Origin of the sequence: Paenibacillus sp. D2_2, assembly GCF_031199965.1 — a bacterium.
In the GTDB taxonomy this organism is placed as follows: Bacteria; Bacillota; Bacilli; order Paenibacillales; family Paenibacillaceae; genus Fontibacillus.
In genome coordinates this window covers 3,003,689-3,030,099 of the sequence record NZ_CP133605.1, presented here as the reverse complement: position 1 = coordinate 3,030,099, position 26,411 = coordinate 3,003,689, and the positions used below count along the sequence as shown (strand labels likewise).

Below are 26,411 nucleotides of genomic sequence, written 5' to 3'. Positions count from 1 at the left end.
TAGTAAAGGCAGCCTGGAAAGGAGATTCATAAGTCAGGCTGCCTTTTTATTCAGATTCCTATGCTCTCAATGACTCGGGATCGATGGCCGGAACAAGGCCCTCATCGGCGGCGCGGTTCAGCAGTGCTGAAATTGCGGCATAACCATCATCGCCCAGATCCGCCGAGTATTTGTTCACGTAGAGATTAATATGTGCTTGTGTAACCTCGGGTGACATCTCCTGTGCATGGCTGAGTACATAATCTGCTGAAGCATCTGGATTGGACCATGCATATTCTACAGACTGCTTGATCCATTTGCTGATAGAAGCAAGATCGAGGGAACGGTCAGCAATGATCGCACCTAAGGGAATCGGCAGGCCTGTATCTTCTTCCCACCAGTTGCCAAGATCGGCCATCAGCTGCAAGCCATAGTTTTTATAAGTAAAACGTGCTTCATGAATGACCAGTCCGGCATCGATGGAGCCATTCTGGACCGCAGGCATGATCTTATCGAAAGGCATGACAATAATCTCGCCAACCCCTCCCGGAACATGCTGTGCAGCCCATAAGCGGAACAGAAGATACGCTGTAGAGCGTTCGCTTGGCACAGCAACACGTAGCCCGGACAGGGAAGTGGGGTCTCCAAGCTGTTCAGAATTCCCCTTGGTCAGTACTAGCGGTCCGCAGCCGCGACCTAGTGCACCACCGCACGGAAGCAAGGCGTATTTGTCTAGCACCCAGGGCAAAGCGGCAAAGGATATTTTCATAATATCCCCACCGTTACCGGACGCCGCCCATCCATTTGTACGGTCGATATCAGCATAGGTGACTTCAAATTCGGGAGTTCCCGGAATGAGTCCATGCACTAGAGCATGGAATATAAAAGTATCGTTAGGACAGGGTGAAAAAGCAATTCTCATGGTTGTAATACCTCCGCTAAATAATAACTAGCCCGTTCGAGCGCCTGCAGGGCATCGCCAATACGCCATAGTTCGCGGTTGCGTGGGCCAATGGCATTGGATATAGCCCGAATCTCCATGACGGGAATATTCAGGCGGTGAGCAGCAAATGCGGCTCCGTAGCCTTCCATCGCTTCAGCAACTGCTCGAGGAATTCTATGCGTTAGATCATCAGCCGTATTCTGAGTCCCGGTTACGGTGGATAGGGTTAGAATAGGCCCAATGCAGACCGGCCACCCGGCATCTTGGATGGACTTCATCAACTCTTCAGTAAGGGCTGTCGCCACTGGAATACTTGATGAACCGAAACCAAGCTCGTCTAAGCTGGAGAAGCCATTTCCGGTCTCTGCACCAAGATCGGCAGCTATGATGTTATCGGCGATGGCGATCGAGCCGATTTCAGCACGACCTATGAAGCCGCCGCCGATGCCAGCGCTGATGACGAGATCATAATTCGAGTTGGCGGCCAAATAGGCGGCGGTCTCTGCCGCTGCTGATATCGGGCCTACCCCGCATAACTGCACATCAAACTTCACTTGTCCTTCATGCCCACGATCGCTAGCAGACTTGGTAATGCCACTCAGAACAGCTTCACGTTCGGCCTCTACTGCGGTCACAATTAAGATGTTTCTGTAGGAGAACACAGTTTCAGTTCTATTCATATGGCCCATCCTTAAAACGCCGATCATATGGCTTCGGTGGCTGAATCTCTGCGCCTAGCTCCTTGGCAGCATGCAGGGTCCAGTATGGATCACGCAATAGCTCACGTCCAAGAAGGACCAAATCTGCTCTATTGTTGCCAATAATCTCTTCCGCATGGTGCGGATTGGTAATCAGTCCAACGGTACCTGTTGAGATTTCGGCTTGATGACGGATTTGTTCAGACAGATTCACCTGATAACCAGGGAAGATATCAATATGAGCTGGCACGACAGCGCCAGAGCTGCAATCGATCAAATCAACGCCTTGTTCCTTCATCTTACGAGCATAATAGATGTAATCCTCAAGGTGATTGCCACCTTCGGCATATTCCTCGGCCGAGACTCGGACGAATAACGGTCCGTTCCATTCCTGCTTCACGGCCTCAATGACTTCACCAAGTAGACGATAGCGGTTGTCGGCATTGCCGCCGTATTCATCTTCACGATGATTGGCAAGAGGCGACAGGAATTCATTCAGCAAATAACCATGAGCTGCGTGAATTTCAATCACATCGAATCCGGCTTCTCTTGCGCGACGGGCTGCATTGCGGAAGTTCTGCACGATTCCACGGATTTCTTCCAGATCAGCAGCTTTCGGAGTCTTCATTGTAGTGAATGGGATCGCCGATGGTGCAAAGATCGTCTCCTCAAGATCAGCCTTGCGGCCTGCATGGGCGAGCTGGATGCCGGCTTTGGCCCCGTTTTGCTGAATTAGTGATACAAGTCTTTGTAATCCTTCGATATGTTCGTCATCCCAGATACCAAGGTCTCTATACGTGATACGACCTTCTGGAGATACGGCTGTAGCTTCGATAATAATCAAGCCTACACCACCAACTGCACGGGTTGGATAGTGGACGAGATGCCAATCGGCAACCTTACCGTCCTGGTTCGGTGAAGAGTACATGCACATCGGTGACATAACGACCCGATTTTTGAATGTGGTATTCTTAATTGTAAAAGGCGAGAATAGCTTTCTATTCATGTTCGTCTACACTCCTTTTTTTGTCTATTTGAAAGTATAAGTAAGTAACTCAAATAACTCTGCAATTAATATGTTAAAACATAGGTCGACAAGATACAAGGGGGGCGTATATTTGGGTTTTATGTTGACCCAAGCTTCGTTTTCCTTTAAGATAAGGGTACATTTTGTTCTCTAGGGTTCCGCAGCAGCGACTTGATGCTGGACTGGTCCGAGAGAGACGCACGGGTGCAGATGCCTGTGGACACGGAGGGATAAAAGCCCGGGAGGATATCAGAAGGATATCTTCTCTGGGCTTTTTTTGGTTTTTGCGAGGTCCGGAGAAGATAAGGAGTGTGGGATTGAATCCTTCATAGCCATATCTTTCTGGACATTGTTAGAGAGAGGAGTGAGGAAATGAGACGCAACTGGTTGCTTGTATTCATTGCCGGATTGCTTGAGATCAGCTGGGTTATTGGCTTAAAGCATGCCGGGAATGCTCTGGAATGGATTGGAACTGCTATTTCGATCGTGCTCAGTATGTATCTGCTAATTCTATCGACCAAGAGGTTGCCTGTGGGGACCGCGTATGCTGTATTCACGGGTATCGGAACCGCAGGTACAGTATTAACGGAGATGTTAGTCTTCAATGAGCCTGTTAAGCTGGTAAAAATATTGCTAATTCTGCTGTTGTTAGCCGGCGTAATTGGCCTAAAGATGATTACAAAAGAGCATGAAGTGAAGGAGGAGGGATAATCATGGCCTGGATCTTGCTTATTTTGGCCGGGTTTGGAGAAGTGCTAGGAGTAGCTGGTATCAATAAGCTAAACCAGCGTAAAGATATCGCTTCCTTCGCGCTCTTGTTCGGCGGTTTTATTCTTAGCTTTATTTTCTTGTCCATTGCCATGCAGTCGCTCTCCATGGGGACGGCCTACGCGGTATGGACCGGGATCGGGACGGTGGGCAGTGCACTTGTCGGTATGATTTTCTATGGAGAATCTAAGGAGTGGAGACGGATCCTATTCATTGCTATGGTTCTGTCTGCCGCCGTCGGATTGAAGTTGATCGCATAAAGCAAAGCACCCCAATGTCAGAAACTTTTGATTGACAACGGGGTGTTTTTTTAAATGCAGGAGTCGTTAAAGAAATTATGGCTAATCCTGTCTTAACAGAAACTTGCGCAGCATAACACATACGACCAGCAGATGAACACCTATTCCTATCAGCATGAGAAGCAGAGCTTTCCACGGTTCTCCTTCATAGTCGCTGTTCATAAGCTCATAAATCCAAAAAGCAGGGAAGATGCCAAACCCAAATTTTAAAGGGGAGTGTATGAACCATGCTGCTGCAGGTATGGCAACGGTTAAACTCGCTCCTTTGGATAGAGCAAGACCCTCGACTTTATTAGCTGCAAAAGCAACTAGAAATAAAGCAATAATAGGCGCTTCAAGCACTGCCATAGGCAGTAGATACATTACCTGAGCTATAGTTATTGACCTCGGTGCAGCAAACAAGAGCAGTATCATATCATAAATGATTGAAAGGACAATCGCCGTAACGAGACGGCAAATGAGATAGCCGCTTCGAGATAGCGGTGTCACCGCGTAATATTGAATCAGATGATCATCCCGTTCATCCAGCATCATAAATCCACACATACAGCCAAGAATTAGGCTAACCAGCAGAAGAGATACACCGGTAATCAGTCCATAATACTCAGATAAATAAAAATGGAAGTAGATAGCCAATACATCATTAGCGACCGGCACCCATATTTTAAAGCAGACATCAATAGCAATGGGGCAAGAAGATAGAAGAATAGCATAGCGTCCCGGCCAATGAGCCGCATATCACTTCGAAGTAGACGTAGTGCAGGAATCATGGCCCATCTCCTCCCATTCGCAGCATAATAAATTTACGGAATGAATACCGGGTCCAGAGGAATGCGAGTCCGCCCCATCCTGCAAGTATCAGCACCGCATATAAGATTTGTAACCATGGAACGGGCTCGAATACCGAACGGAGTAGCATGAACGAACCTTGAGTCGGCAGTACATAATAAATCGGTGTAGACCAGATATGCAAGAAATCCAGGATCGGCAGCATGAACACAGACGTAACCAGTGTAGATAGAAAAAAGAAACCATTTAACGAGCGGCAGCGAAATGCCACACCCATGCCAGCCAGCGTGAAAAATACTGATGTCAGGAACACTCCTGCCAAAAACAACAGTGGATTCGTCGATAAGCCAAACTGACTAATATGAATCACATAACTGCTGATCATAGATAACAGGGTAAGTGATAACGTCTTGGACACGATATACTCCTCATGTTTATATGGTGTGACAAATAACGTATTGTGAATATCTTGGCCTTTCTCCAGAAGCACTAGACCTCCGATAAAGAAGAACCCAAGCATGCTCGGATCGGTAAAGGTCAGTATAATATCCGCCATCTCGCGGGAGGAGGCAGGAAGTATGCGTAATAACACGATGTAGAATAGGCTGATCACCAGGTAAGCGTAATAGAAACCGTGTCTTTGCTGTAATTTAATATCGTATGCAATGGCACTAGCTATCCTCATTCCAGATTCCTCCCCGTCACCTTGATGAAAATGTCCTCGAGTGTTGCCTCCTCGGTATGAATTGTTTCAATTTCTTCACGAAGCAGCAGTTCCATGAACTCCGGATTCATGCCTATTCCATTTAGGGCGAAGTGTTCCTGCTTAACCTGTTCATCCTTCCTGTATTCCACCTGGATGCTCTTTTTGCCATGCTGCACTTTTAATTCACGTGGAGCGTCAATGAGGACAATCCTTCCATCGACTATAAAAGCGATACGGTCGCAAATTTCTTCTGCTGTATGCATACTGTGCGTTGTTATAAGTACCGTCTTCCCGGCGGCTTTCAATTGTAGAATGATCTCCTTAACTAATCGGGCATTGACTGGGTCCAGACCTGAAGTAGGCTCATCCAAGAACAAAATGTCAGGCTGATTTAGTAGTGCCCGGCACAGATTAAGCCTCATCTTCATCCCTTTGGAGAAGTTCTCAACCTTTGTGTGACCATATTTCGTAAGTCCGACACTCTCCAGCAGATCCTCTGGCTTGCTCGTTGGTCTTTTATAAAGAGAACGAAAAAGGTGTAGATTCTCCAAAGCGGTAAATCGGCCATAAAAATTAGGGAACTCAAAGGCTACACCAATTCGCTCATAATAATCTGGCTTAGCCTCTGAGACATTTCTCCCCAGGACGGTAACTTTCCCTTCGTATTGCTTCAGGATGCCGATGAGAACTTTTTGAGCCGTACTTTTTCCAGCTCCAGAGGGTCCGAGAAAACCGAATATTTCTCCCTCCGGTATGGAAAAATTGAGCCCATGAAGCACCGGATTTTTGCTTCCTGGGTACGTGTATTTTAAATCGTTCACTTCGATCATAAATTTCGGGCGCTCCTTTCCTACCATGAATTTGTGAAAGTACTCCAGATTTGTTCGCGCGTTATAACTTCGTCCAATAATGAATTATAATTCACTTTTAAAATACGCCGATCCCCATGTAAAGTCAAGATAAATTCATCCCCTTTTAAAGCACGTTGACAACTCACTGTGGTCATGCCTATATTTAAAAGCGAATGGAGGTTCACGCTTATGCAAGTTTTAAAAGATGAACTGCGGCAAGCCATGCTGAAGACTGCCCAAAATATGTTCTTGGATCTCGGTTATGAGAAGACATTTATGAAGGATATTGCTGTCGGAGTGGGAGTATCGGTAGGCAATTTGTATCGCTATTTTCCTAACAAGGAAGCATTACTGGAAGCAGTTACGATGCCGGCATATGAACGTCTGCTTGAGCTAATGGAGAATAGCGAGGAGATCTCGGCGGACCGCATGCCGGTTATCCTGGATCAGTTGGAGAGCTTGCTGGCGGAGTTCTTGCGTGAATACCGGCAGAGTTTGTTGATTTTATTGTATGAGAGCAAGGGGACGAAGCAAGAGAATATTAAAAATGAGTTTTTTGATCACTTTGCAAACCATGTTAAGATGCACTTTACGGAGCATAATCAGAAGAAGACTGCGAGCAAGCAGCTAAATTCGGATGCGGCGCGGCCGCTGGCGATAGCATTTTTGGAAGGGTATTTTGAAATCATCCGTCTCTATAGTGATGAAGAGCAGATCGTTCAAGCGGCTCGGGAATATGTCACAGTATGGTTCACGGGATTACATATCCTGTTGTAGCTGAATTGAAAATAGAAAGGCCTGAGCATGGTTTTATACCATACTCAGGCCTTATTCGTCATTTAATCTTGAATTCAGCCGGGCCTTCCGGTGCTCACGTACCCACTACGTACGCTCCGCTCCTCAGTCCCTAGCTTCATCCAACCTTCTCGGTGCTGAAAGTCTGACTTTTTAAACATGCACTAAAAGGCAATTCACTAATTCAAGCCCGTTTGGTTGCTTGGGCGAACCGATCTTTGATCTGTTTGCTATTACGCTTCACAGCAATGCGCTGTTCTTCTAATATTTGCGACGAATCCTTCTTAGGAGGGGCAAATAATAATGCTTCCTTAGGCTGAATTCCAATCGCTTTGCTTACCCGTCCGTTCTTGGATACGAATACACCGCTACCCACGCTGCATCCCCCCTAGACATAGTTTGATGAATTCGATAATGACTGGATTTTTACTTATTATAGCATGGTTTACACTTTCTTTATAGCGGATAAACTTCTTATAATCCCAATCCGTCTCCGCTGGATAATGTAAAGTAATGACATAATGCCCGGAACGAATGCAATAATAGAACATATTCTTGGCAGCAGTGAAGAAGACCTGTTCTCGCTGATCGCCTATATGGTAAGTAAGTACGGCATAGGAGCTCTTGTTGTCAAGCAAATAGTACGGGGACCTTGAGCCTTCCCACATTTGGCGACTAGTTGGAGTTGATTGTCATGCCTGACATACAGGGTAATCGCTGAGCAACCCCCATAGCTTCCGACGCTCTCCGTCATATATTTCCCATAGCCGTGTTCAATCATACCGCCGCAGGAGCGTTCCATGATCAGCTTTAGGAATTTCTCCGCATCAGGAAAGCCGGTGATCTGCAGTTGTGGCATTAACTCGGCAATCAGTTCAAAGGCTTCGTCTAATTGCTCCAGTCGGTTGCCACTAAGTTGGATGGATTCTTCAAGAGGAAGCAGAAGCGAGCCTCTACGCAGCAGATCACTGAAATAAGTCCTCCAGTTAATTGGTACCCCCAGAGATAAATCATCGATATACACGTTACGCAGAATCATGTCATAAAGAAAGTACCATACATAAGGATCAATATGTCCAGGGACCTGGCTTTGTTGTCGAAGTGCATCCATCATATGAACTGGGGAGGGGAAGCGTTCCTCCTCGCTAATAAAATGATCGATATATTGGTCGAGTAGCGGTTTAACCGTACTGAAGAAGATACGCTTGACCTCAACATCAGCGAACACTAGAATCGTAATTTCCTGCTCTTGCGCCTTGATGAATTCCAGGTGAGTAATGGTTCTTTCTGCGGCTTTATCAAAAGTGCCGGCTTTGCTACCAATGAACAGCAGATATATATCACACTGCTCTACAGCTTGTAGACAGAGTGTAACGGGATCGGCGCTGGCCAGCCAAGGTCCGATATTCTCCTCCCACATAACAGGTTCATGGCCAAGGGCTTGAAGCTCCTGATATACGCTTTTGCGGAGCGGCTTCAGCCCGTCCTCGTTCACAGAACTTAAGAAGATTTTCGTTCTCGCCAAGGTACGTAACACTCCCATAATTGTTTTTTCCAGTATAACCCATAAGGACAAGTATAGGAATATATCGTTGGTCATGCTTATACACTTACTTTTTTATTGTAGGTAACTTTTTTTGAAAAAATGCTTGCATTAGACTTATTACTTATGTAATATATAAATATAAGTTGCTGAGAAAAAGTTAGTATTAAACTTTAATATCAGAGAAACGGCCGAAAAGTTGTTGAATGATTCACAGTTTAAAGGCCATCATAAATTAAAAATGGATAGGGGATTGAATCTAATGAGTCAATTTATCGATTTGTTGAAGAACAGACGCAGTGTATATGGAATTAGTAAGGAGACAGTTATCTCGGATGAGAAGATTGAAGAGATCGTAAAAGAAGCGGTTCTTCATACTCCGTCATCTTTCAATTCACAATCTTCCCGTGTATTGCTCGTACTGAATGAGCAGCATGACAAACTATGGAATATTACGGAAGCTACTTTGAAGAATGTCGTACCAGCTGAGAGCTTCGGACCTACTGCTGAGAAAATGGCTGGCTTCCGCGCTGGTTATGGTACAGTGTTGTTCTTCGAAGATCAAGCTGTAGTTGAAGGCTTGCAACAACAATTTGAACTTTACAAAGACAATTTCCCAGTATGGTCTAACCAATCCAACGGCATGCTGCAATTGGTTGTCTGGACTGCACTTGCAAATGAAGGCTTTGGTGCATCTCTTCAACACTACAATCCGTTGATTGATGATGCAGTCAAAGCAGAATGGAATATTCCAGCTTCCTGGAAATTGCTCGGTCAAATGCCATTCGGTAAACCAACCGTACAACCAGGAGAGAAACAATTCGCTCCAGCTGAAAACCGTTTGAAAGTGTCTAAATAAGCAATAAACCCGAATTGATCGTTAAAGCATGAGTTTATAAAAGGTTTTTGATTGTAATGTCCATTTACTGGGTAATCTATCCCTAAATGATGACTTGCATGGAAAAGACTTTTTATTGGCTCATGCTTTTTTTATTGTTAGAGGTTGCGCATTGTTAGATAGATCAATTTTGTATTCAGGAGGATGTAAATGTTCAAGCGTTTGTTTGGTATTTTGCAAAGAGTCGGTAAGGCGCTGATGTTGCCGGTCGCGCTGCTTCCTGCCGCAGGGCTGCTGCTCGGCATTGGCAACATGTTGATTAGCCCAGAGTTCCTAAGTCTCGTTCCAGCTCTAGATAACAGTTCCATCCATGCGGTGGCTACCGTTATGATGAATGCCGGGCAGATCGTATTCACGAATCTGGCATTGCTGTTCGCTGTTGGAGTTGCCGTCGGCTTGTCCGGGGGCGAGGGTGTAGCTGGGCTTGCAGCGATCATCGGTTATCTTGTCATGAACGTAACGATGGGCACGGTCATCGGTGTAACCCCAGCGATGGTCGGTACAGACCCGGCTTACGCTGATGTTCTCGGAATTTCAACGTTGGCTACGGGTGTTTTCGGCGGGATTATTGTAGGTATACTTGCCTCTGCGATGTATCGTCGCTTCTTTAAGATTGAGCTTCCGTCCTATCTTGGCTTTTTTGCCGGGAAACGCTTCGTTCCGATTATGACGGCGGCAACCTCGGTCCTGCTCGGTTTGTTGATGGTCATTATTTGGCCTCCAATCCAGAGCGGATTAAACTCCGCTTCGTACTTCATGCTGGAACAAAACCGGACCTTGTCCGCATTGATCTTCGGCATCGTGGAACGCGCGCTGATTCCATTTGGGTTACATCATATTTTCTATTCCCCGTTCTGGTTTGAATTTGGTGAATACGTCAATAAAGCTGGACAGTTGGTTCGCGGGGACCAGCAAATCTTCATGGCACAGCTCCGGGATGGGTACCGTTTACAGCTGGTACCTTTATGACCGGGAAATTCCCATTCATGATGTTCGGGCTTCCCGCTGCGGCACTGGCAATCTATCATGAGGCCAGACCCGAGAACAAAAAATACGTGGCCGGGATTATGGGTTCGGCTGCTTTAACATCATTCTTAACGGGGATTACTGAACCGCTCGAATTCTCGTTCCTGTTCGTCGCTCCTATCTTGTTCGCTGTGCATACGATTTTTGCAGGATTGTCCTTTATGACCATGCATTTGCTTGGTGTCAAAATAGGGATGACCTTCTCTGGAGGATTGATCGACTACCTGATCTTCGGAGTAATTCCAAACCGGACCCCATGGTGGTACGTGATCATCGTTGGTTTGATTCTCGCGGTCATTTACTACTTCGGATTCCGTTTCGTAATCCGCAGATTTAACCTCAAAACGCCAGGTCGGGAAGATCCAGAAACCGTAGAAGAAGGGGCAAGAGAAAGTGGTCCCGTTCGGCAGGATGATCTGCCGCATAATATTTTGACTGCACTGGGTGGAGGAGAGAACATCGTTCACCTCGATGCCTGTATTACCCGTTTACGAGTAGAAGTGAAGGACAAGGGAAATGTGAGCAAGGACCGGCTCAAGAAGCTTGGAGCATCCGGCGTGCTTGAAGTAGGCAACAATATTCAGGCTATCTTCGGAACACGTTCCGACACGATTAAGACGCAAATCGCTGATATTATGAGCGGCAAAGCCCCGCGGGTGGACGAGAAGACAGAAGCCGTGAAGCCGGCCGAAGTCGAGCAACAGGCGGCTCAGGACGGCGACGCGGTTATCAACGAAGATATTGTGATGCCGGTAAAAGGTGAACTGATGGATATTTCCAAAGTCCCAGATCCAGTATTCGCAGAAAGAATGACCGGCGACGGTTTTGCAGTTTTACCGCATGAGGGTTTGATCGCTTCTCCGGTTTACGGAAAAGTATTTAACGTGTTCCCGAGCAAGCATGCTATCGGCATCATGTCAGACGGCGGTAAGGAAGTGCTTGTGCACATCGGGGTAAATACCGTGAAGCTGAAGGGCCAGGGCTTCAATGTCCTTGTTAAGGAAGGTGATTTGGTAGCAGCTGGACAACCAATCTTGGAAGTAGATTTGGCCTATGTGAAAGAGCATGCGCCTTCGCTTATTTCGCCAATCGTCTTCTCCAACCTGCCGGAAGGTGCGACAGTGAAGCTAAACAAAAGTGGCGTGCTGCCAAGTGGTGAAGGAAGTATAGTGACGATTAGGGAATAGTGGCTCTCGAATTCTAACGGTTATGACAAAGCTTATTTGAATCTATATGCTCCGATTCATATTTTAACGGTTATGGGAGAGGTTATTTGGCTGTTTCTAACCAAGAACGAGCCTTAGAAGTGATTCTTTAGGCTCGTTTTTCTTTGGCAGCCTATTTTCATTCAATACCGGACAGTCGAGGATAAATCTTGTAGTACAAGTATCCGATAAATAGACTTTATCATTGGGGAAGCTGTCCAATCTTTTAGACAGAAAATAGAATATGATGGTGTGTACTTTAAATATAAGGAGGTATTCACAGATGGGAGAAGTACTTGGCGGTGGATTATGGACTTCAACTGCAGCGATTTTGGTTCTATTCATATTGCTTGTAATCATTACAAGAGCATTTGTTTTTTAATAGCTTAAGCAAGCAGTTTAGCCCACTTACCTTTTTTGGTAGGTGGTTTTTTTAAAACAAAAGAGTCCCTTCATTGGTTTAGCTCTATCCGAAAAAAAACAGACAGCGAACAATATAACTTGTAATACAAGTATCCGATAAAATAGACGTTATTATTGGTGAAGGTGTCCAATCTTTTTGACAGAAAAATTAATACGATGATGTGTACTTTAAATTATAAGGAGGTTTACACACATGGGCGAAGTACTTGGCGGTGTAGGTTATAGTTGTGGTGGAGGACTCTTTACTTCAACAGCAGCAATTTTAGTGCTCTTCATTCTGTTGGTTATCATTACAAGAGCATTTGTTTTCTAACAACGATATAATTCATTAGCAAAAACACCACAACACAATCAGAAAACATGGATAAAAGGTTCCGCTGGCTTTGTGCTGGCGGAACCTTTTTATTCATTCGATCGATCCCAAAGCTGATTAATTCGAAACGCTTAATACTTTTCTAAATTCCTCCGTCAATAGAGGCACGACCTCGAACAGATCGCCGATGATCCCGTAATCGGCTACATTAAAGATCGGGGCCTCAGGATCTTTGTTTATCGCGATGATAATGCGCGATTGGCTCATGCCAGCCAAATGCTGAATCGCACCGCTGATCCCACAGGCAATGTATATTTCGGGCGTAACGACCTTGCCGGTCTGGCCGATCTGTAGTGAATAATCACAGTATCCGGCATCGCAGGCGCCGCGGGAAGCGCCGATTGCACCCTGCAGTACTTCCGCTAGCTCCTCCAATGGCTGGAATCCGGCTTTGCTTTTTACTCCACGTCCTCCTGAGACTACGACCTTGGCTTCCGTTAAATCTACTCTGCCAGTCGATTTCCTAACGACTTCCTTAATTACCGTTCGCAGTGAGGCAGAGGGACTATAAGTGAGTTGGGTAATTGGTGCTGCGGCAGGAACAGGCTGAGCTGGAGAGATATTGTTAGGGCGGATCGTTACGATTTGCGGTGAACTGATAAATTGTTTGTTCTCGAAAGCTTTACCGGCATAGAGAGGGCGTGTATATGAAACTGTATCATCCGTTCGCGTAAGAGCAATTACATCAGAGATTTGTCCAGCGCTCAAGTGAGCAGCTACTAACGGGGCCAGATCGCGTCCAATAGACGTATGTCCGAAGAAAACGCCGTATGGTTGAAGCTGATCCAGTACTGAAGTTATGGCCGAGAAGAAGGCTTCAGCTTGATAGATTGCCAAATCAGGATGATCTATAATAATGACTTGATCTTCTACATAACGTGCCAGTTCATTTGCAGCTTCTTGCAGGTGATGTCCTAGTAGCACAGCTATAAGCTTATCGTCTTCATGACTTGCCAAGGCAGCAGCATGAACTGCCTCCAGACTCACTTGGCGCAATCGGCCGTCCCGGGCTTCGGCAACGACGACATAAATGTTCCCCATATTGGAATTCCTCCTTATTTCTATTCCTTGTAATTTGTGATTGGAAGTAGTAGCAAAGGTTGGATGGGAGATTTTGAATATATGATCAAGTTTGTTACGGTTCTATATGACCTTATCTTCACTTCTGAGTAACTGAACCAATTCAGCGGTTTGTTCCATGAGAGTACCTTTCAGAATACGTCCGCTTTTACGTGCGGCAGGAAGTGAAAGGCTGGTGCGTTCTGTTCTTGGAGCGATTATTGTTGCTTCTGTTAAGTTAAGCTGCTGGAGGTCTAGCGCGTGGAATGGTTTTTTCTTGGCTTTCATAATTCCAGGTAGGGATGGGTAACGTGGTTCATTAAGACCCTGTTGTGCGGTAAAAGAGCGGGCAAGCTTATTTCAAGCGTCTCTGAATCTCCTTCTGCGTCGCGTACAACCGTGGCTTTATTTTGTACAATTTCCAGCCTGGTAATGGCTGAGGCATGGGGAATGTCTAGCAATCGGGCAAGACGGATCGCCGTTTGACCGGCACCATTGTCAACTGAGAAGTATCCCCCGAGAATGAGGTCGAATGATTTGTCCCGGAAATAGGTGGCTAAGAGGGTAGAGATACTGAATTCATCGGTAGCCAAGCCATCATCGGAGATAAGAACGGCTTCATCTGCGCCCATAGCCAGCGCTGTCCGCAGCGCTTCGGCGGTTCTTGCCGCGCCGACGGATAGCACGATGACCGTACCGCCATGCTGTTCCTTTAGGCGAATCGCCTCTTCGACGGCATATTCATCATAGGGATTGATAATGAATTTGGCTCCCTCTTCGTTAATGTGACCGTCAACAATGCTTATTTTTTCTTCCGTATCAAAGGTTTGCTTCAAGATTACGAAAATGTTCATCGATCATACTCCTTTCAAATCAACTTGATATCATCTCATACCGTTTCAAGCCTGGGCAAGAAAGCTTATTTCAAGCCCCTTAAGAAGAAATCTACGGTGTTATGCACTTGTGCGGATAAGGAATACTTCTGTCCTGAGATCAGCCAGGAGGTGACAACTTCATCCATTGCTCCAAATATAAGCTGGCGTGTTAATTTGGTGTCAAGCTCTGCCCTGAAGCTTCCATCAGCAACTCCTTTTACAAGAATATGCTCGATTAGCTGAATATAGGGCTTCACTGCTTGACCGATCGCTTTGCGAAGTTCCAGTGAGCTCTGTCGCAGCTCGATTTGCGTTACATAGGCCAGATGTACATTTTCCTCGAGCAGGGAGAAGTGGATTTCGCACACCTTGAACAAGGCTTCTTCGGCACTGTCTTCATCTGTGATGCTATTCTTAAATGTGCTTACGAGGCTGCCCAGACGATTTTGAAAGAGGGAAATAAGGATATCTTCTTTATTCTTGAAATATAAATATATCGTACCGTCTGCGATGCCTGCTTCCTTAGCGATTTTAGATACTTGCGAACCATAAAAGCCATTCTCGGCGATTACTTTCTCAGCAGCGTCTAAAATCATTTCAAATTTTTCCTGTTTCCTACTTGTCATCCCGACACCCCAATGTTAAAATTTCAGTCAAATGAATGAACACTCATTCATTTTTTATTAATCTTAGGTGATAGCGCTTTTATTGTCAATATGAATCATTAATTTAAACAAGGAGGCTGGGGTGATGTAGGTGTGGCAAATGCTGCAATCGATTCTTGTTCTTATGGTAACGGGTTACGCCATTTATTTGTTTTATAAGGCACTTTATCATCGTTATCTCTATCTGAGATTGGGCGCCCTGTGGAGTTTCAGATAAGGAGCAGGCTTAGATGGGGGAATTGGAGCGGATTTCTTAGCCAAGTATTCGGACAGCGGAAATTGCTGAAGGACTGGCGTAGTGGGATTATGCATATAGTCATCTTTTACGGGTTCATTATTTTGCAGTTTGGCGCTATCGATTTGATTGTAAAAGGTCTATCCCAGGGAGGCGGCCATCTGCCTCTGCCAGCATATCATCTATTTAGCCTAAGCCAGGAAATCACCGTTCTACTCATTCTACTTGCTATTATCTATGCGGCCTATCGGAGATATGGGGAACGATTACCCCGATTGAAGAAAGGCTGGAAGCCTAGTATAGTCATCATTTTAATCTCTTCGTTAATGTTCACTGTTCTCTTCTCCTTAAGTTTTGAGCGAATATGGTTCCAGCTAAACCCATCTTTCTATGCTCCAGTATCCTCACTAATCTCCGTAGCATTTAACCGTTTATCTGCACAAACAGCCGAGGTTTTGTTTTACCTGTTCTGGTGGCTGCATCTTCTGATTCTACTAACCTTTCTAGTCTATATACCTCAATCCAAGCATTTTCATTTGATTACAGCTCCGATTAATATTTGGCTACGCCGTACGGAACCGCCAGGACGCCTGCTGAGTATCGATCTGGAGGACGAAGAAGCAGAGAGCTTCGGGGCCGGAACGATTTTAGATTTTTCTCAAAAACAGATGCTTGATTTCTACGCTTGCGTCGAATGTGGACGGTGCACAAATGTATGCCCTGCCTCGAACACGGGAAAATGCTCTCTCCGATGCATCTCATTACCAAGTTGCGCGATCACTTGACAGAGGTCGGGGTGCAGCAAACCGGAAAGTCACCCTGGCAGCCGGCTTTTGCCTTTGCTTCCTCACAGGCTCGCACTCATATGTTGACCGATAAGAAGGATTCAACCGTCGATCTGCCTGGTATAGAGGGGTTGCATGAGAGCGGTGTAGCAATCACAGATATTCGACCAACTCTAAAATGGCAGCATGATTCCTGGGTGACTCAGGAGAAGGACAGCGCTAATAATGTCACTGCAAAGGAACTAGAGCTGATTGGTGATGTGATGTCGGAAGCGGAAATCTGGTCCTGTACGACCTGTCGCAATTGTGAGGATCAATGCCCAGTCGGCAATGAGCATGTCGATAAAATTATCGATTTGCGCCGCCATCTAGTATTAATGCAAGGGAGTATCCCGCAGGAAGGACAGCGTGCGCTGCAAAATATTGAGCGGCAAGGTAACCCGTGGGGAATCAGTCGCAATGAGCGGATGAAATGGACCGCTGAGATTGAAGGACTGTCCGTTCCTTCGGTACATGATAATCCCGGCTTCGAATATCTCTTTTTGTAGGGTCAATGGGCTCCTACGACCTGCGCAGCCGCAAAATTTCACGCGCCTTCGCCAGACTGATGCTGGAGGCTGGCATTAATTTTGCCATCCTCGGTAACGAGGAGAAGAATTCCGGGGACACGCCGAGGCGGATGGGAAACGAATTTCTGTTCCAGCAGCTCTGTCAGGAAAACATTGCATTGTTCCAGCAGCATAGTGTACGGAAAATCGTAACGGCCGATCCGCACGCTTTTAACACTTTTAAAAATGAATATCCAGAATTCGGGCTTGATGACGTCGAAGTGATTCATCACACGCAGTTACTGGAGCGCCTCATTAAGGAAGGAAAGCTGAAGCCTCGCTATGAAGTGCGGGAGAGAATGACTTATCACGATTCCTGCTATTTGGGGCGATATAACGGAATTTATGAAGCACCAAGGGAAATATTGCGTTCCATTCCGGGTATGGAATTGGTTGAGATGAAGCGCTCGCGCGAGAATGCAATGTGCTGCGGAGCAGGCGGCGGCATGATGTGGATGGAAGAGACCGGTGGTAAGCGTATTAATCTGGCCCGGACGGAGCAGGCACTGGAGGTATCACCTACGATGATCGGCAGTGGCTGTCCTTATTGTCTTACGATGCTGGAAGACGGGGTCAAGATGAAGGAACTAGATGTGAAGACCAAGGATGTTGCAGAGATATTGGAATTGTCTGTATTTGGTGAGCATTACTAGTGCGAGTTTAAACAACCTCAAATAGATTTTGTCGTGAATTCTTGTGTTGGAGGTAGGCAGAGATGGATAAATCGATTTCTAAAGCAGTTGTTATCGGTTCAGGCATTATGGGGTCCGGGATTGCGGCAGGGTTAGCTAATGCGGGTATCACCTGTTTGCTGCTCGACATTGTACCTACAGAAATGACCGAGGCCGAGAAGGCTAAGGGATATTCGCTCTCGCATCCAGCGGTTAGAAACCGTTATGCTTCGGCGGCCATAGCCAGTTTAGCTAAGAGAAATCCGGCACCATTATATGATGTAGACTTTGCGTCACGTATTACGCCTGGTAATCTCGAAGATCATCTACAGCAGATTCAGGATGCTGATTGGGTGATCGAGGTAGTAGTAGAGAATTTGAATGTAAAGCGAGAGCTTCTAGGCAAGATCGAGCAATATTGGAAGCCGGGAATTCTCGTTAGCACGAATACCTCGGGAATCTCGATTCAAGCGATGAGCGAGGGCAGATCTTTGGAGTTCCGGCAGCATTTTATGGGAACTCACTTCTTCAACCCGCCGCGTTATATGAAGCTGTTGGAGATTATACCAGGGAAAATACAGATCCTGTTCATGTCGCGAGGCTGCGCAGATTTGCGGAGCGTACTCTTGGAAAAACAGTGGTCATCGCCAAGGATACGCCGAATTTTATTGCAAATCGAATCGGTACGTATGGTTTACTGGTCACGCTACGCGAGATGTTGCAGCAGGGGTTCACTGTAGAGGAAGTTGACGCCGTCACCAGCCGGCAATGGGACGCCCCAAAAGCGCGACTTTCCGCACGCTTGATTTGGTAGGGTTAGATACTTTTCTACATGTGGCTGACAATGTGCGGGACAATGTTCAGGATGAGGCTGAGATCGAGATTTTCACTGTACCTCGGGTACTTCAAGACATGGTGAGTAAGGGGTGGTTGGGGGAGAAATCGGGTCAAGGCTTCTACCGCAAGTTGAAAGAAAAGGGAGAGAGTAAGATTCTCGCCTTAAATTTGCAGAGCTTAACATATGAACCACAGGTAAAACCGTCTTCAGGTTCATTGGAGGGCGCTAAGGTAGTGAAGGGGGCAAGAGCAAAGCTTAAAGCGCTGCTGAGCGGAGGCGACCGCTATTCCGATCTGGCCTGGAATGTATTGAAGCATGTACTACTTTATTCTGCTTCCAAACTCGGCGAGATAGCGGACAGCATTCAGGACATTGATGAAGCGATGAAGTGGGGCTTCAACTGGGAGATGGGTCCGTTCGAAACCTGGGATGCAATCGGCCTCGTATCGTCAGTAAAGAGAATGGAAGCCGAAGGATTGAAGATCCCGCAGTGGGTAACCGAGTGGATCGAAGCAGGCGGCACATCGTTCTATAAAAAGGAAGCAGGGCAGCTATTTCACGTTATGAGTGGTCGTTATAAGGCCGTAGAGCAGCCGCAGGAGGTCATATCGTTACGCGACTTGAAGGAGCAGAAGCAAGTGATCAGAAGCAATGCCGGAGCTAGCTTGATTGATTTGGGTGATGGCGTGGCCTGTCTTGAGTTCCACTCTCCGAACAATGCCATTGGCGAAGATATTCTGAACATGATCTCACAAAGTCAGGAAGAGATCAGGAAACGTGACTATGCTGGGTTGGTCATTGCTAATCAAGGACGCAATTTCTGTGTCGGTGCTAATCTCATGCTTTTGCTTATGGAGGCGGAGGACGAGGAATGGGATGAGGTTGATGAGATTATATCGTTGTTCCAGAGAACGATGTATCAATTGAAGAGATTCGAGAAGCCGGTCATTGCCGCACCGCATCGGATGACACTTGGTGGCGGTGTCGAGGTATGCCTGCCGGCGGACCAGGTCATAGCTACTGCGGAATCGTACTACGGTCTAGTCGAAGTCGGCGTTGGGCTGATTCCGGCTGGCGGTGGATGTAAAGAATTCGCACTACGTGCTAGCCAGCAGGCTAATTTGCCAGAAGTGGATTTACAGCCTTATATCAACCGCCTCTTTGAAACGATCGGCATGGCGAAGGTCTCAACAAGTGGCTATGATGCGAAACGTCTAGGCTATTTAAGGCCAAGCGACCGAATCGTCATCAATCCGGATTACATGATCCATGAAGCGAAGCAGGCGGTGCTGCGGTTGGCTGCGTCTGATTATGAGCCTATCCAGGAGACCAAGCTGAGAGTGGTAGGTGCAGAAGGAAAGGCGGTGCTGCAGCTTGGAGCGATCGGTATGAGGGAGAGCGGGTACATCAGTGATCATGATCTTCTAATTGCGAAGAAGCTTGCTCATGTGTTAGCGGGAGGAGATGTTCCTACGGGTACCTTCGTAACTGAGCAATACATGCTTGATCTGGAGCGGGAAGCATTCCTCAGCCTGTGCGGAGAAGCGAAAACGAGGCAGCGTATGAAGTATATGCTAAGCAAAGGCAAGCCGCTGCGCAATTAGCTTGGGGAGGGAGAAAAAAATGAGGGAAGCAGTCATCGTATCATTAGCCCGGTCGGCGGTCGGCAAAGCCAAGAAAGGAAGCTTGGTCCACACGCGCGCGGATGATCTTGGTAAAGTTGTGCTGGAAGCAGCTATAGAGCGGGCCAAGGGCTTGCAAAAAGTGGATGTGGAGGATATTATCATCGGCTGCGCAATGCCGGAAGGTGAGCAGGGCCTAAACTTTGCCCGCATTATGGCGTTATATGCCGGGTTCCCGGTGACGGTTCCAGCGCTTACTATTAACCGCTTCTGTTCATCCGGGCTGCAGGCCGTCGCTTTTGCGGCAGAGCGGATCATGCTTGGTCATGCGGATGTCATCGTTGCTGGAGGAGTAGAGAGCATGAGTCATGTTCCGATGACCGGATTTAAAGTTTCGCCGAATCCACGAATTGTTGAGCAGTATCCGGAAGTATATATCGGGATGGGGCATACGGCGGAACGTGTTGCCGAGAAATTCGGGATCAGCCGCGAGGATCAGGATGCCTTTGCCCTGCGTTCACATCAGCGGGCTGCAGCAGCGATTGCTGCAGGGAAATTTGCGGAGGAGATCGTTCCATTGCAGACAGAGTTCAAAAGCGTCGACGATTCGGGGAAAGTTAGGTCCAAGGCAGCGATTTTTGATACAGACGAAGGCGTTCGTGAAGACACTACGCTTGCGGCGTTGGCAAAGCTAGCTCCGAGCTTCAAGGCGGGTGGCACTGTGACCGCTGGTAACTCATCACAAATGAGCGATGGTGCTGCAGCACTGGTCGTGATGAGCAAGGAGAAAGCAGAGGAGCTTCAGCTTAAACCCTTAGCCACATTCCGCTCCTTTGCACTGGCCGGTGTAGAGCCGGAGCTGATGGGTGTTGGCCCGGTCAAGGCGATCCCCAAGGCGCTAGCGATGGCCGGAATCACGGCGGAGGATGTAGCCTTGTATGAAATAAATGAAGCGTTCGCTTCACAATGTCTGCACATTATTCGCGAATTGAAGCTGGATGAGGAGAAGGTGAATGTGAACGGCGGCGCGATTGCACTTGGCCATCCGCTTGGTTGTACGGGAGCAAAACTGAGCGCCTCACTAATCACAGAGCTGCGTAGACGTGGCGGAGGATACGGAGTCGTATCCATGTGTATCGGAGGCGGTATGGGAGCAGCTGGAGTGTTTGAGGTGCACGGCTAGTATCGCTATTTAACTCATTCAATGGATCAATTCAAAAGGAGAGGATCGAATGAATCAGCAAGATACTCGCAAAGTGCGTGGCGGGAGCTTCGTGATTGAGGATGGAGATTTTCAGAGCATGATTACGCCTGAGGATTTCACTGAGGAGCAACGCATGATCGCGGATGCGACGAAGATGTTCGTGCAGGGGAGATAGCTCCGCATGATGCGGAGCTTGAGAATCTGGACTATGACTTAACGGTGAAATTACTCCGTGAAGCTGGCGAGTTGGGCTTGTTAGGGGCAGATGTACCGGAAGCGTACGGGGGAATGGGACTAGATAAAGTCAGCACCACACTTATTAATGAGAGGCTGACAAAAGCATCCTCCTTTGCTTTATCATTCGGAGCTCATGTGGGAATCGGAACACTGCCGATCGTCTATTTCGGAACAGAGGAGCAGAAGCAGAAGTACCTGCCTCCCTTAGCCTCTGGGGAGAAGATCGCCGCTTATTGTTTGACGGAGCCTTCCTCCGGTTCAGATGCGCAGGGCGCTAAGGCGACGGCCCATTTGTCCGAGGATGGAAGTTATTATGTATTGAATGGTACGAAGCAATTTATAACGAATGCTGGATTTGCTGATATTTTTATCGTTTATGCGAAGGTAGAAGGGACACAGTTCAGCACTTTTATTGTAGAACGCACGATGGAAGGTGTCAGCATTGGTCCGGAAGAGAAGAAGATGGGAATCAAGGCTTCATCCACTTGTCCGCTTATTCTCGAAGATGTCAAGGTACCGGTAGAGAATTTGCTATGGGAGGTTGGCAAAGGGCATCTGATCGCATTTAACATTTTGAATATAGGTAGATTTAAATTAGCGGCAGGTTGTGTCGGAGCCTGCAAAGATACACTTGAACTGGCTGCTCACTATGCGAATGAACGGACACAATTCGGGGTGAAAATATCATCCTTCCCGCTCATCGGCAAAAAGCTTGCAGACATGAATATCCGTACTTATGTACTGGAGAGCATGGTTTATCGGACTGCCGGGTTGTTTGATACCGGACTTGCTGATGTGGATCTTAGCGCCCCTGACGTTGGTTATCGCTCAGCCAAGGCGATTGCCGAATACCAGTTGGAATGTTCCATTAATAAGGTGTTTGGCTCGGAAACGCTTGATTTTGTAGTGGATGAAGGTGTGCAAATTCATGGCGGCTACGGTTATACGAAGGAATACCGAGTCGAAAGGATATACCGCGATTCTCGGATTAACCGGATCTTCGAGGGAACGAATGAAATCAATCGGCTCCTGATCCCTGGTACTTTGATGAAGCGGGCGTTAAAAGGCGAATTACCACTGCTGCAAAAAGCAATGGAGCTTCAAGCAGAAATGATGGAGCGTGTGAGTATTCCTGAAGGGGATGGAACACTGGAACAAGAGGCACATTTGCTAAAGATGGCTAAAAAAGTATTTTTACTCGTTAGTGCGGGAGCGGTGCAGACCTATCAGACCAAGCTTGAGCAGGAACAAGAGATCCTCAGTAATCTTGCCGATATTATGATTGGAATTTTTGGGATGGAAAGTGCGCTGCTGAGGACGCAGAAGAAGATCAGCCAGACCTCTGAGGAGAAGGCGAAGCTGACAATTGCGCTGACAACGGTTTATATCCAGGAGGAATTCACCCGCATCGAGAACTGGGCCAGAGAGGTGCTGACGACGATGGCGACAGGCGATATGCTGCGGACGCAACTCTCCGTCTTGAAGAAATGGACGAAAAGAAACCCCGTCAATTTGGTTGCAATAAAGAGGGAAATTGCAGCCCAAGTGATCCAGTCAGAGACATACGTTTCATAATGAAAATATGAAATGGAGGTGGAAGGGATGGATGCAAAACCTTGGCTTCAACATTATCCCGCCGAAGTACCACCGACCTATGACTATCCTCAGCAGCATTTAGCCCAATTTTTATTGGATTCAGCGCAGCGATATCCCGATCAAGCAGCACTAGATTTCATGGGAGCTACAACATCATATCGTGAATTATTGGATAAAACTTACCGCTTCGCGAACGCATTGCGTAACCTTGGAGTTCACAAAGGAGACCGCGTTGCAGTCATGCTGCCGAACTGTCCGCAGACTGTGATCGCATATTACGGCATCCTATTGATCGGCGGAGTGGTCGTTATGACCAATCCGCTGTACATGCCGCGAGAGCTGGAGTATCAGCTGAAGGATTCAGGGGCACGGGTTATCGTAACGCTGGATATTCTCGTAGACCGGGTCAATAAAACCATGAAGGAACACCCGCTTGACTATATAATCGTGGCAAAAGTTCAGGATGAGTTACCATTTCCGAAAAATTTATTGTATCCGTTGAAAGCTAGGAAAGATGGAACTGCAGTAAAAGTTAACTATAATGAACGGGTTGTATCATTTAAAGAACTGGTTAAAAATACGCAGCCGGTTCCTTATTTGGAACCGATCGATACGGAGAACGAGCTGGCTCTTATTCAGTATACCGGGGGAACAACAGGCTTTGCTAAAGGGGTAATGCTTACGCACCAAAATCTTGTCGCAAATACGGTTCAGACGAAATTATGGTTCTATCGCGCAAGGCCTGGACAGGAGAAATATTTAGCGGCGCTTCCGTTCTTCCATGTATTTGGGATGACGGTACTGCTCAATCAGGCTGTAATGTTTGGAGGAACATTGATTCTGCTACCGCGTTTCGAAATTGATAATGTGTTACGTACGATTGACCGCAAGCAGCCGACGGTGTTCCCAGGGGCGCCAACGATGTATGTAGCCATTATTAATCATCCCGAGGTCGGGAAGTTCGACCTTTCTTCGATTCAGGTTTGTATTAGCGGAGCGGCCTCATTGCCTCATCAGGTACAGTCTCGGTTCGAGCAAGTCACGGGTGGTAAGCTAATTGAAGGCTATGGCCTTACGGAAGCTTCACCGGTTACACATGCGAACAATATTTGGGAAAACGTAAGAACGGATCAATCGGCATCCCATTCCCAGACACGGAAGCCATGATCGTTCAGCCAGATACGCTTGAGAAAGTGGAAGTTGGCGAGCTGGGTGAGCTGGCGGTTAAAGGACCGCAGGTGATGAGAGGGTACTGGAATCAACCGGAGGAAACTTATAAATGCCTACGCGATGGATGGCTACTCACCGGCGATCTAGGCAAGATGGATGAAGACGGTTATTTTTACATTTTAGATCGACGTAAAGACATCATTATCGCTGGCGGCTACAACATTTATCCTCGAGAAGTTGAAGAAGTGTTATTCGAATTTCCTGGTGTGGAGGAGGCTATTGTTGCTGGTATATATGATCCTTATCGCGGAGAGACGGTGAAGGCTTATATCGTGCCAAAGAATGGAGCCAAGCTAGAAGAAGGGGAATTGAAGAAGTTCTGTAAGGAGAAGCTGGCGGCTTACAAAGTCCCGAAGGTTTATGAATTCCGGGATAGTCTGCCGAAGACGATGGCGGGTAAGGTGCTGCGGCGCAAGCTGATCGAAGAAGAGCAGTCAAAATTGAGTCAGGATATTAAGTGAATCGTTATTAGATCCTGTTCTTGATAGGCATAGTTTTAGAGAAAGGGGGATAGGTATGGAAGTGGATTCCAATCAGAAAGATGTCTACATGGTGGAATGGGAGCGTCTCTCAAAGGGGACCTTCTGGGAATATCTTGGAGCGCAGGTTGAGACGGTGGATGATCGGCAGGTTGTCGTCTCTTTGGAGATCAAACCGCATCATCATAATTTGATCGGGATTGTACATGGCGGGGTTCACGCTACGTTACTAGATTCTGCGATGGGACTCTTGGCGATGATGAACAGGCCAAATTGCAATGTGGTGACCACGAATTTGAATATGAACTACGTGGCTAAATCTAGTTCCGGCAAAATGATCGTCACCGCCGAGCTAATTCATACGAGCCGCAAAATGATCACAGCTCATGCCTTCGCCAGAATGGACAACGGCGACCTATGCGCATTTGGAACCGGAACGTTTCGGGTGAGCTAAGAGAAAGCTTGTGTAAGAAATTCGTTGTACTGGAAATAGCTTGGTGCATGAAAGAGAGCAGTGCAAGGAGAAGGATTCCAGCGCTGCTCTATTATTTTGCTTGTTAGGAGCAATTCAGTTGATTAAACTGGTAGTAATTCCTTCGAATGATAGGTTTGTGGAATGGATATTGCGAAGGATCTAAATGAGGTTTGTAGAGTTGTTCTACGAGTACAGTTTGGAAGGAGATATCTAAATGCCTTGGCCAATGGTACATTTTGCGGTATCTGAGGAATTGTCTTCCGGTAAAGCGTCTCCCAGCTTATTACTAGGCAGCATCGCCCCTGATGCGATTCATGCAAGGGGAATTATTACGAGGGAAGAGAAAGGATTTACTCACCTTATTCATAAAGGTAAAATGCCCACCGCGGAAATGATTCTGATGAAGTGCAGAGAATACATAGAGAAGTATTCGGAGCCAGAATCGAAGGAATTTGTGCTGGGATACTTTTCTCATATTTATACGGATTTACGTTGGACCGAAACACTCTACTCCGATTTTGAGCAAAACTTTAAAGGCGAAGGAAATGAAATCAGGACGAAATATAACGAGGAAGTCAGTCAAGTAGAGTTTATTCTTTTAAGATCCATGGACGTTTGGGGGAAATCATTTCTAAAGTATTAAATGCTGAAGGCTTTACAATAAATCCTTATGTAACACAGCTTGAAGTTAACCAGTACAGGGATACCAAGGTAAGATGGCTGCAAGATCAGGGGAATGAACCCCAAATTACACCTGTCTATTTTCAAACAGAAGCGATAGAACGTTTTATTAAGACAACAGCATGTGAATGGAAGCAGTTGTTTGAGAAGGAGGGGTTGTATGGAAGACCAGTGGAGAATTGCTGAATATGATCCTGAATGGAGCGACTTATTTCTCGAGATTGGATTGAAATTAAGGGACGCTTTAGGAGAAATGGCGGTTCGAATTGATCATGTAGGATCTACGTCGATCGTTGGAATGGATGCCAAGCCAATTATAGATATACAGGTTTCAATGCACAATTATGAAGTTGTCTCTAATTATAAAGATAAGCTGGAGCGTATTGGTTTTGTATTTAGAGCAGAGAATCCCGATAAAACCAAGAGATACTTTCGTGAAGTACCGGGATCTAGAAGAACGCATATCCATATAAGAGAAGTCGGGGGTTTCTCGGAACAGATAACTCTCCTATTTAGAGATTATTTAAGAGAACATAGAGAAGATTGCTTAAGGTATGCTCTAGAGAAGTATCGTTTAATGCAATTGTACAGGCAGGAACGCCATAAATATGTTGAAGGAAAAGGACCGATCGTATGGGAAATAATACAGAAAGCGCATAGTTGGTCGCAAGAGACCGGATGGCAACCCGGAATTTCTGATGTGTGAGTTTACAAGTGGAAAACAGCGTAACGTACATATACGTAATTTAGATTGTAACAGTTGCCAAAACGGCTAATCATAACAAAATGATAGTTTTATACATCTAACGGTTGTCATACGTGCTATTC

At 46.6% G+C, this 26,411-nt stretch carries 22 protein-coding genes, 6 pseudogenes and 1 riboswitch; of the genes and pseudogenes, 16 read left to right on the top strand and 12 right to left on the bottom strand.

Annotated elements, in window-relative coordinates; genetic code table 11:
• Positions 1–58: 58 nt before the first annotated feature.
• From RE628_RS15425 to namA, 3 genes are read right to left on the bottom strand one after another with little or no spacing between them, the layout of a single operon-like run.
• Positions 59–901: a 1,4-dihydroxy-6-naphtoate synthase gene (locus tag RE628_RS15425; protein WP_309153920.1), complete on the bottom strand. Its 843-nt coding sequence runs from the start codon at positions 899–901 to the stop codon at positions 59–61.
• The gene (locus RE628_RS15420) at positions 898–1,602 is read right to left on the bottom strand and encodes a futalosine hydrolase (protein ID WP_309153919.1); all 705 of its coding nucleotides are present in this window, start codon (positions 1,600–1,602) and stop codon (positions 898–900) included. The genes RE628_RS15425 and RE628_RS15420 overlap by 4 nt, the downstream gene beginning before the upstream one ends.
• Positions 1,595–2,626 carry an NADPH dehydrogenase NamA gene (namA, locus tag RE628_RS15415; RefSeq protein WP_309153918.1) on the bottom strand — a complete coding sequence of 344 codons (1,032 nt, stop codon included), beginning with the start codon at positions 2,624–2,626 and terminating at the stop codon, positions 1,595–1,597. The genes RE628_RS15420 and namA overlap by 8 nt, the downstream gene beginning before the upstream one ends.
• Positions 2,627–2,786: 160 nt before the next feature.
• Positions 2,787–2,894: riboswitch (guanidine-I (ykkC/yxkD leader) on the top strand.
• 125 nt (positions 2,895–3,019) lie between these two features.
• On the opposite strand from namA, the gene RE628_RS15410 reads away from it, so the two are divergent.
• Both RE628_RS15410 and RE628_RS15405 read left to right on the top strand, forming a co-directional pair.
• Complete coding sequence (locus tag RE628_RS15410; protein ID WP_309153917.1) at positions 3,020–3,358, top strand: DMT family transporter; 339 nt, start codon at positions 3,020–3,022, stop codon at positions 3,356–3,358.
• A gap of 2 nt (positions 3,359–3,360) precedes the next feature.
• Positions 3,361–3,675 carry a DMT family transporter gene (locus RE628_RS15405; RefSeq protein WP_309153916.1) on the top strand — a complete coding sequence of 105 codons (315 nt, stop codon included), beginning with the start codon at positions 3,361–3,363 and terminating at the stop codon, positions 3,673–3,675.
• 81 nt (positions 3,676–3,756) lie between these two features.
• Here RE628_RS15405 and RE628_RS15400 read toward each other — a convergent pair whose 3' ends face one another.
• The 3 genes from RE628_RS15400 to RE628_RS15390 form a co-directional block, all read right to left on the bottom strand.
• Positions 3,757–4,350 carry a hypothetical protein gene (locus RE628_RS15400; RefSeq protein ID WP_309153915.1) on the bottom strand — a complete coding sequence of 198 codons (594 nt, stop codon included), beginning with the start codon at positions 4,348–4,350 and terminating at the stop codon, positions 3,757–3,759.
• Positions 4,351–4,480: 130 nt separating this feature from the next.
• Complete coding sequence (locus RE628_RS15395) at positions 4,481–5,188, bottom strand: fluoroquinolone export ABC transporter permease subunit (RefSeq protein ID WP_309153914.1); 708 nt, start codon at positions 5,186–5,188, stop codon at positions 4,481–4,483.
• The gene (locus RE628_RS15390) at positions 5,185–6,039 is read right to left on the bottom strand and encodes an ABC transporter ATP-binding protein (RefSeq protein WP_309159478.1); all 855 of its coding nucleotides are present in this window, start codon (positions 6,037–6,039) and stop codon (positions 5,185–5,187) included. Before RE628_RS15390 ends, RE628_RS15395 begins: the two co-directional genes overlap by 4 nt.
• A 210-nt stretch (positions 6,040–6,249) precedes the next feature.
• Between RE628_RS15390 and RE628_RS15385 the strand changes: the two genes are divergently transcribed.
• Positions 6,250–6,837 carry a TetR/AcrR family transcriptional regulator gene (locus RE628_RS15385; RefSeq protein ID WP_309153913.1) on the top strand — a complete coding sequence of 196 codons (588 nt, stop codon included), beginning with the start codon at positions 6,250–6,252 and terminating at the stop codon, positions 6,835–6,837.
• Between the two features lie 202 nt (positions 6,838–7,039).
• Here RE628_RS15385 and RE628_RS15380 read toward each other — a convergent pair whose 3' ends face one another.
• The 3 genes from RE628_RS15380 to RE628_RS15370 are packed head-to-tail and all read right to left on the bottom strand — an operon-like array spanning position 7,040 to position 8,380.
• On the bottom strand, positions 7,040–7,231 hold the full coding sequence (locus tag RE628_RS15380; RefSeq protein WP_068781060.1) for a hypothetical protein: 192 nt from the start codon (positions 7,229–7,231) through the stop codon (positions 7,040–7,042).
• Positions 7,224–7,493, bottom strand: coding sequence for a hypothetical protein (locus RE628_RS15375; RefSeq protein ID WP_309153912.1), 270 nt, complete (start codon positions 7,491–7,493; stop codon positions 7,224–7,226). The genes RE628_RS15380 and RE628_RS15375 overlap by 8 nt, the downstream gene beginning before the upstream one ends.
• On the bottom strand, positions 7,448–8,380 hold the full coding sequence (locus tag RE628_RS15370; RefSeq protein ID WP_309153911.1) for a DUF4062 domain-containing protein: 933 nt from the start codon (positions 8,378–8,380) through the stop codon (positions 7,448–7,450). The genes RE628_RS15375 and RE628_RS15370 overlap by 46 nt, the downstream gene beginning before the upstream one ends.
• 280 nt (positions 8,381–8,660) lie before the next feature.
• Between RE628_RS15370 and RE628_RS15365 the strand changes: the two genes are divergently transcribed.
• The 4 genes and pseudogenes from RE628_RS15365 (at position 8,661) to RE628_RS15350 (ending at position 12,263) form a co-directional block, all read left to right on the top strand.
• Positions 8,661–9,257, top strand: coding sequence for a nitroreductase family protein (locus tag RE628_RS15365; protein ID WP_309153910.1), 597 nt, complete (start codon positions 8,661–8,663; stop codon positions 9,255–9,257).
• A 189-nt stretch (positions 9,258–9,446) separates the two neighbouring features.
• A pseudogene (gene ptsG / locus RE628_RS15360) lies at positions 9,447–11,509 on the top strand (glucose-specific PTS transporter subunit IIBC).
• Positions 11,510–11,810: 301 nt separating this feature from the next.
• Positions 11,811–11,909 (top strand): YjcZ family sporulation protein, encoded by a 99-nt coding sequence (locus RE628_RS15355; protein WP_309153909.1) that lies wholly within the window; start codon positions 11,811–11,813, stop codon positions 11,907–11,909.
• 234 nt (positions 11,910–12,143) lie between these two features.
• Positions 12,144–12,263 carry a YjcZ family sporulation protein gene (locus RE628_RS15350; RefSeq protein WP_309153908.1) on the top strand — a complete coding sequence of 40 codons (120 nt, stop codon included), beginning with the start codon at positions 12,144–12,146 and terminating at the stop codon, positions 12,261–12,263.
• 117 nt (positions 12,264–12,380) lie between these two features.
• On the opposite strand, the gene RE628_RS15345 is transcribed toward RE628_RS15350, so the two are convergent.
• The 3 genes and pseudogenes from RE628_RS15345 to RE628_RS15335 all read right to left on the bottom strand — a co-directional run bounded on the left by RE628_RS15345 (position 12,381) and on the right by RE628_RS15335 (position 14,883).
• The gene (locus tag RE628_RS15345) at positions 12,381–13,364 is read right to left on the bottom strand and encodes an electron transfer flavoprotein subunit alpha/FixB family protein (protein WP_309153907.1); all 984 of its coding nucleotides are present in this window, start codon (positions 13,362–13,364) and stop codon (positions 12,381–12,383) included.
• Between the two features lie 102 nt (positions 13,365–13,466).
• Positions 13,467–14,236: pseudogene (locus RE628_RS15340) on the bottom strand (electron transfer flavoprotein subunit beta/FixA family protein).
• A gap of 65 nt (positions 14,237–14,301) precedes the next feature.
• Positions 14,302–14,883, bottom strand: a complete 582-nt coding sequence (locus RE628_RS15335) for a fatty acid metabolism transcriptional regulator FadR (RefSeq protein WP_309153906.1) — start codon at positions 14,881–14,883, stop codon at positions 14,302–14,304.
• Between the two features lie 139 nt (positions 14,884–15,022).
• On the opposite strand from RE628_RS15335, the pseudogene RE628_RS15330 reads away from it, so the two are divergent.
• The 9 genes and pseudogenes from RE628_RS15330 to RE628_RS15290 all read left to right on the top strand — a co-directional run bounded on the left by RE628_RS15330 (position 15,023) and on the right by RE628_RS15290 (position 26,289).
• Positions 15,023–17,203: pseudogene (locus RE628_RS15330) on the top strand ((Fe-S)-binding protein).
• 62 nt (positions 17,204–17,265) lie between these two features.
• Positions 17,266–19,663 (top strand): annotated as a pseudogene (locus RE628_RS15325) (3-hydroxyacyl-CoA dehydrogenase NAD-binding domain-containing protein).
• A 19-nt stretch (positions 19,664–19,682) separates the two neighbouring features.
• The gene (locus RE628_RS15320; protein WP_309153905.1) at positions 19,683–20,864 is read left to right on the top strand and encodes an acetyl-CoA C-acyltransferase; all 1,182 of its coding nucleotides are present in this window, start codon (positions 19,683–19,685) and stop codon (positions 20,862–20,864) included.
• A 49-nt stretch (positions 20,865–20,913) separates the two neighbouring features.
• Positions 20,914–22,697 (top strand): annotated as a pseudogene (locus RE628_RS15315) (acyl-CoA dehydrogenase family protein).
• A 27-nt stretch (positions 22,698–22,724) separates the two neighbouring features.
• Positions 22,725–24,409: pseudogene (locus tag RE628_RS15310) on the top strand (long-chain fatty acid--CoA ligase).
• A gap of 55 nt (positions 24,410–24,464) precedes the next feature.
• A complete protein-coding gene (locus RE628_RS15305; RefSeq protein ID WP_309153904.1) occupies positions 24,465–24,881 on the top strand; it encodes a PaaI family thioesterase in 417 nt (138 codons plus the stop codon).
• Between the two features lie 235 nt (positions 24,882–25,116).
• Complete coding sequence (locus RE628_RS15300; protein WP_309153903.1) at positions 25,117–25,545, top strand: hypothetical protein; 429 nt, start codon at positions 25,117–25,119, stop codon at positions 25,543–25,545.
• Positions 25,518–25,769: a hypothetical protein gene (locus tag RE628_RS15295; RefSeq protein WP_309153902.1), complete on the top strand. Its 252-nt coding sequence runs from the start codon at positions 25,518–25,520 to the stop codon at positions 25,767–25,769. Before RE628_RS15300 ends, RE628_RS15295 begins: the two co-directional genes overlap by 28 nt.
• The gene (locus RE628_RS15290) at positions 25,744–26,289 is read left to right on the top strand and encodes a GrpB family protein (protein WP_309153901.1); all 546 of its coding nucleotides are present in this window, start codon (positions 25,744–25,746) and stop codon (positions 26,287–26,289) included. Before RE628_RS15295 ends, RE628_RS15290 begins: the two co-directional genes overlap by 26 nt.
• The last annotated feature ends 122 nt before the right edge of the window (positions 26,290–26,411 follow it).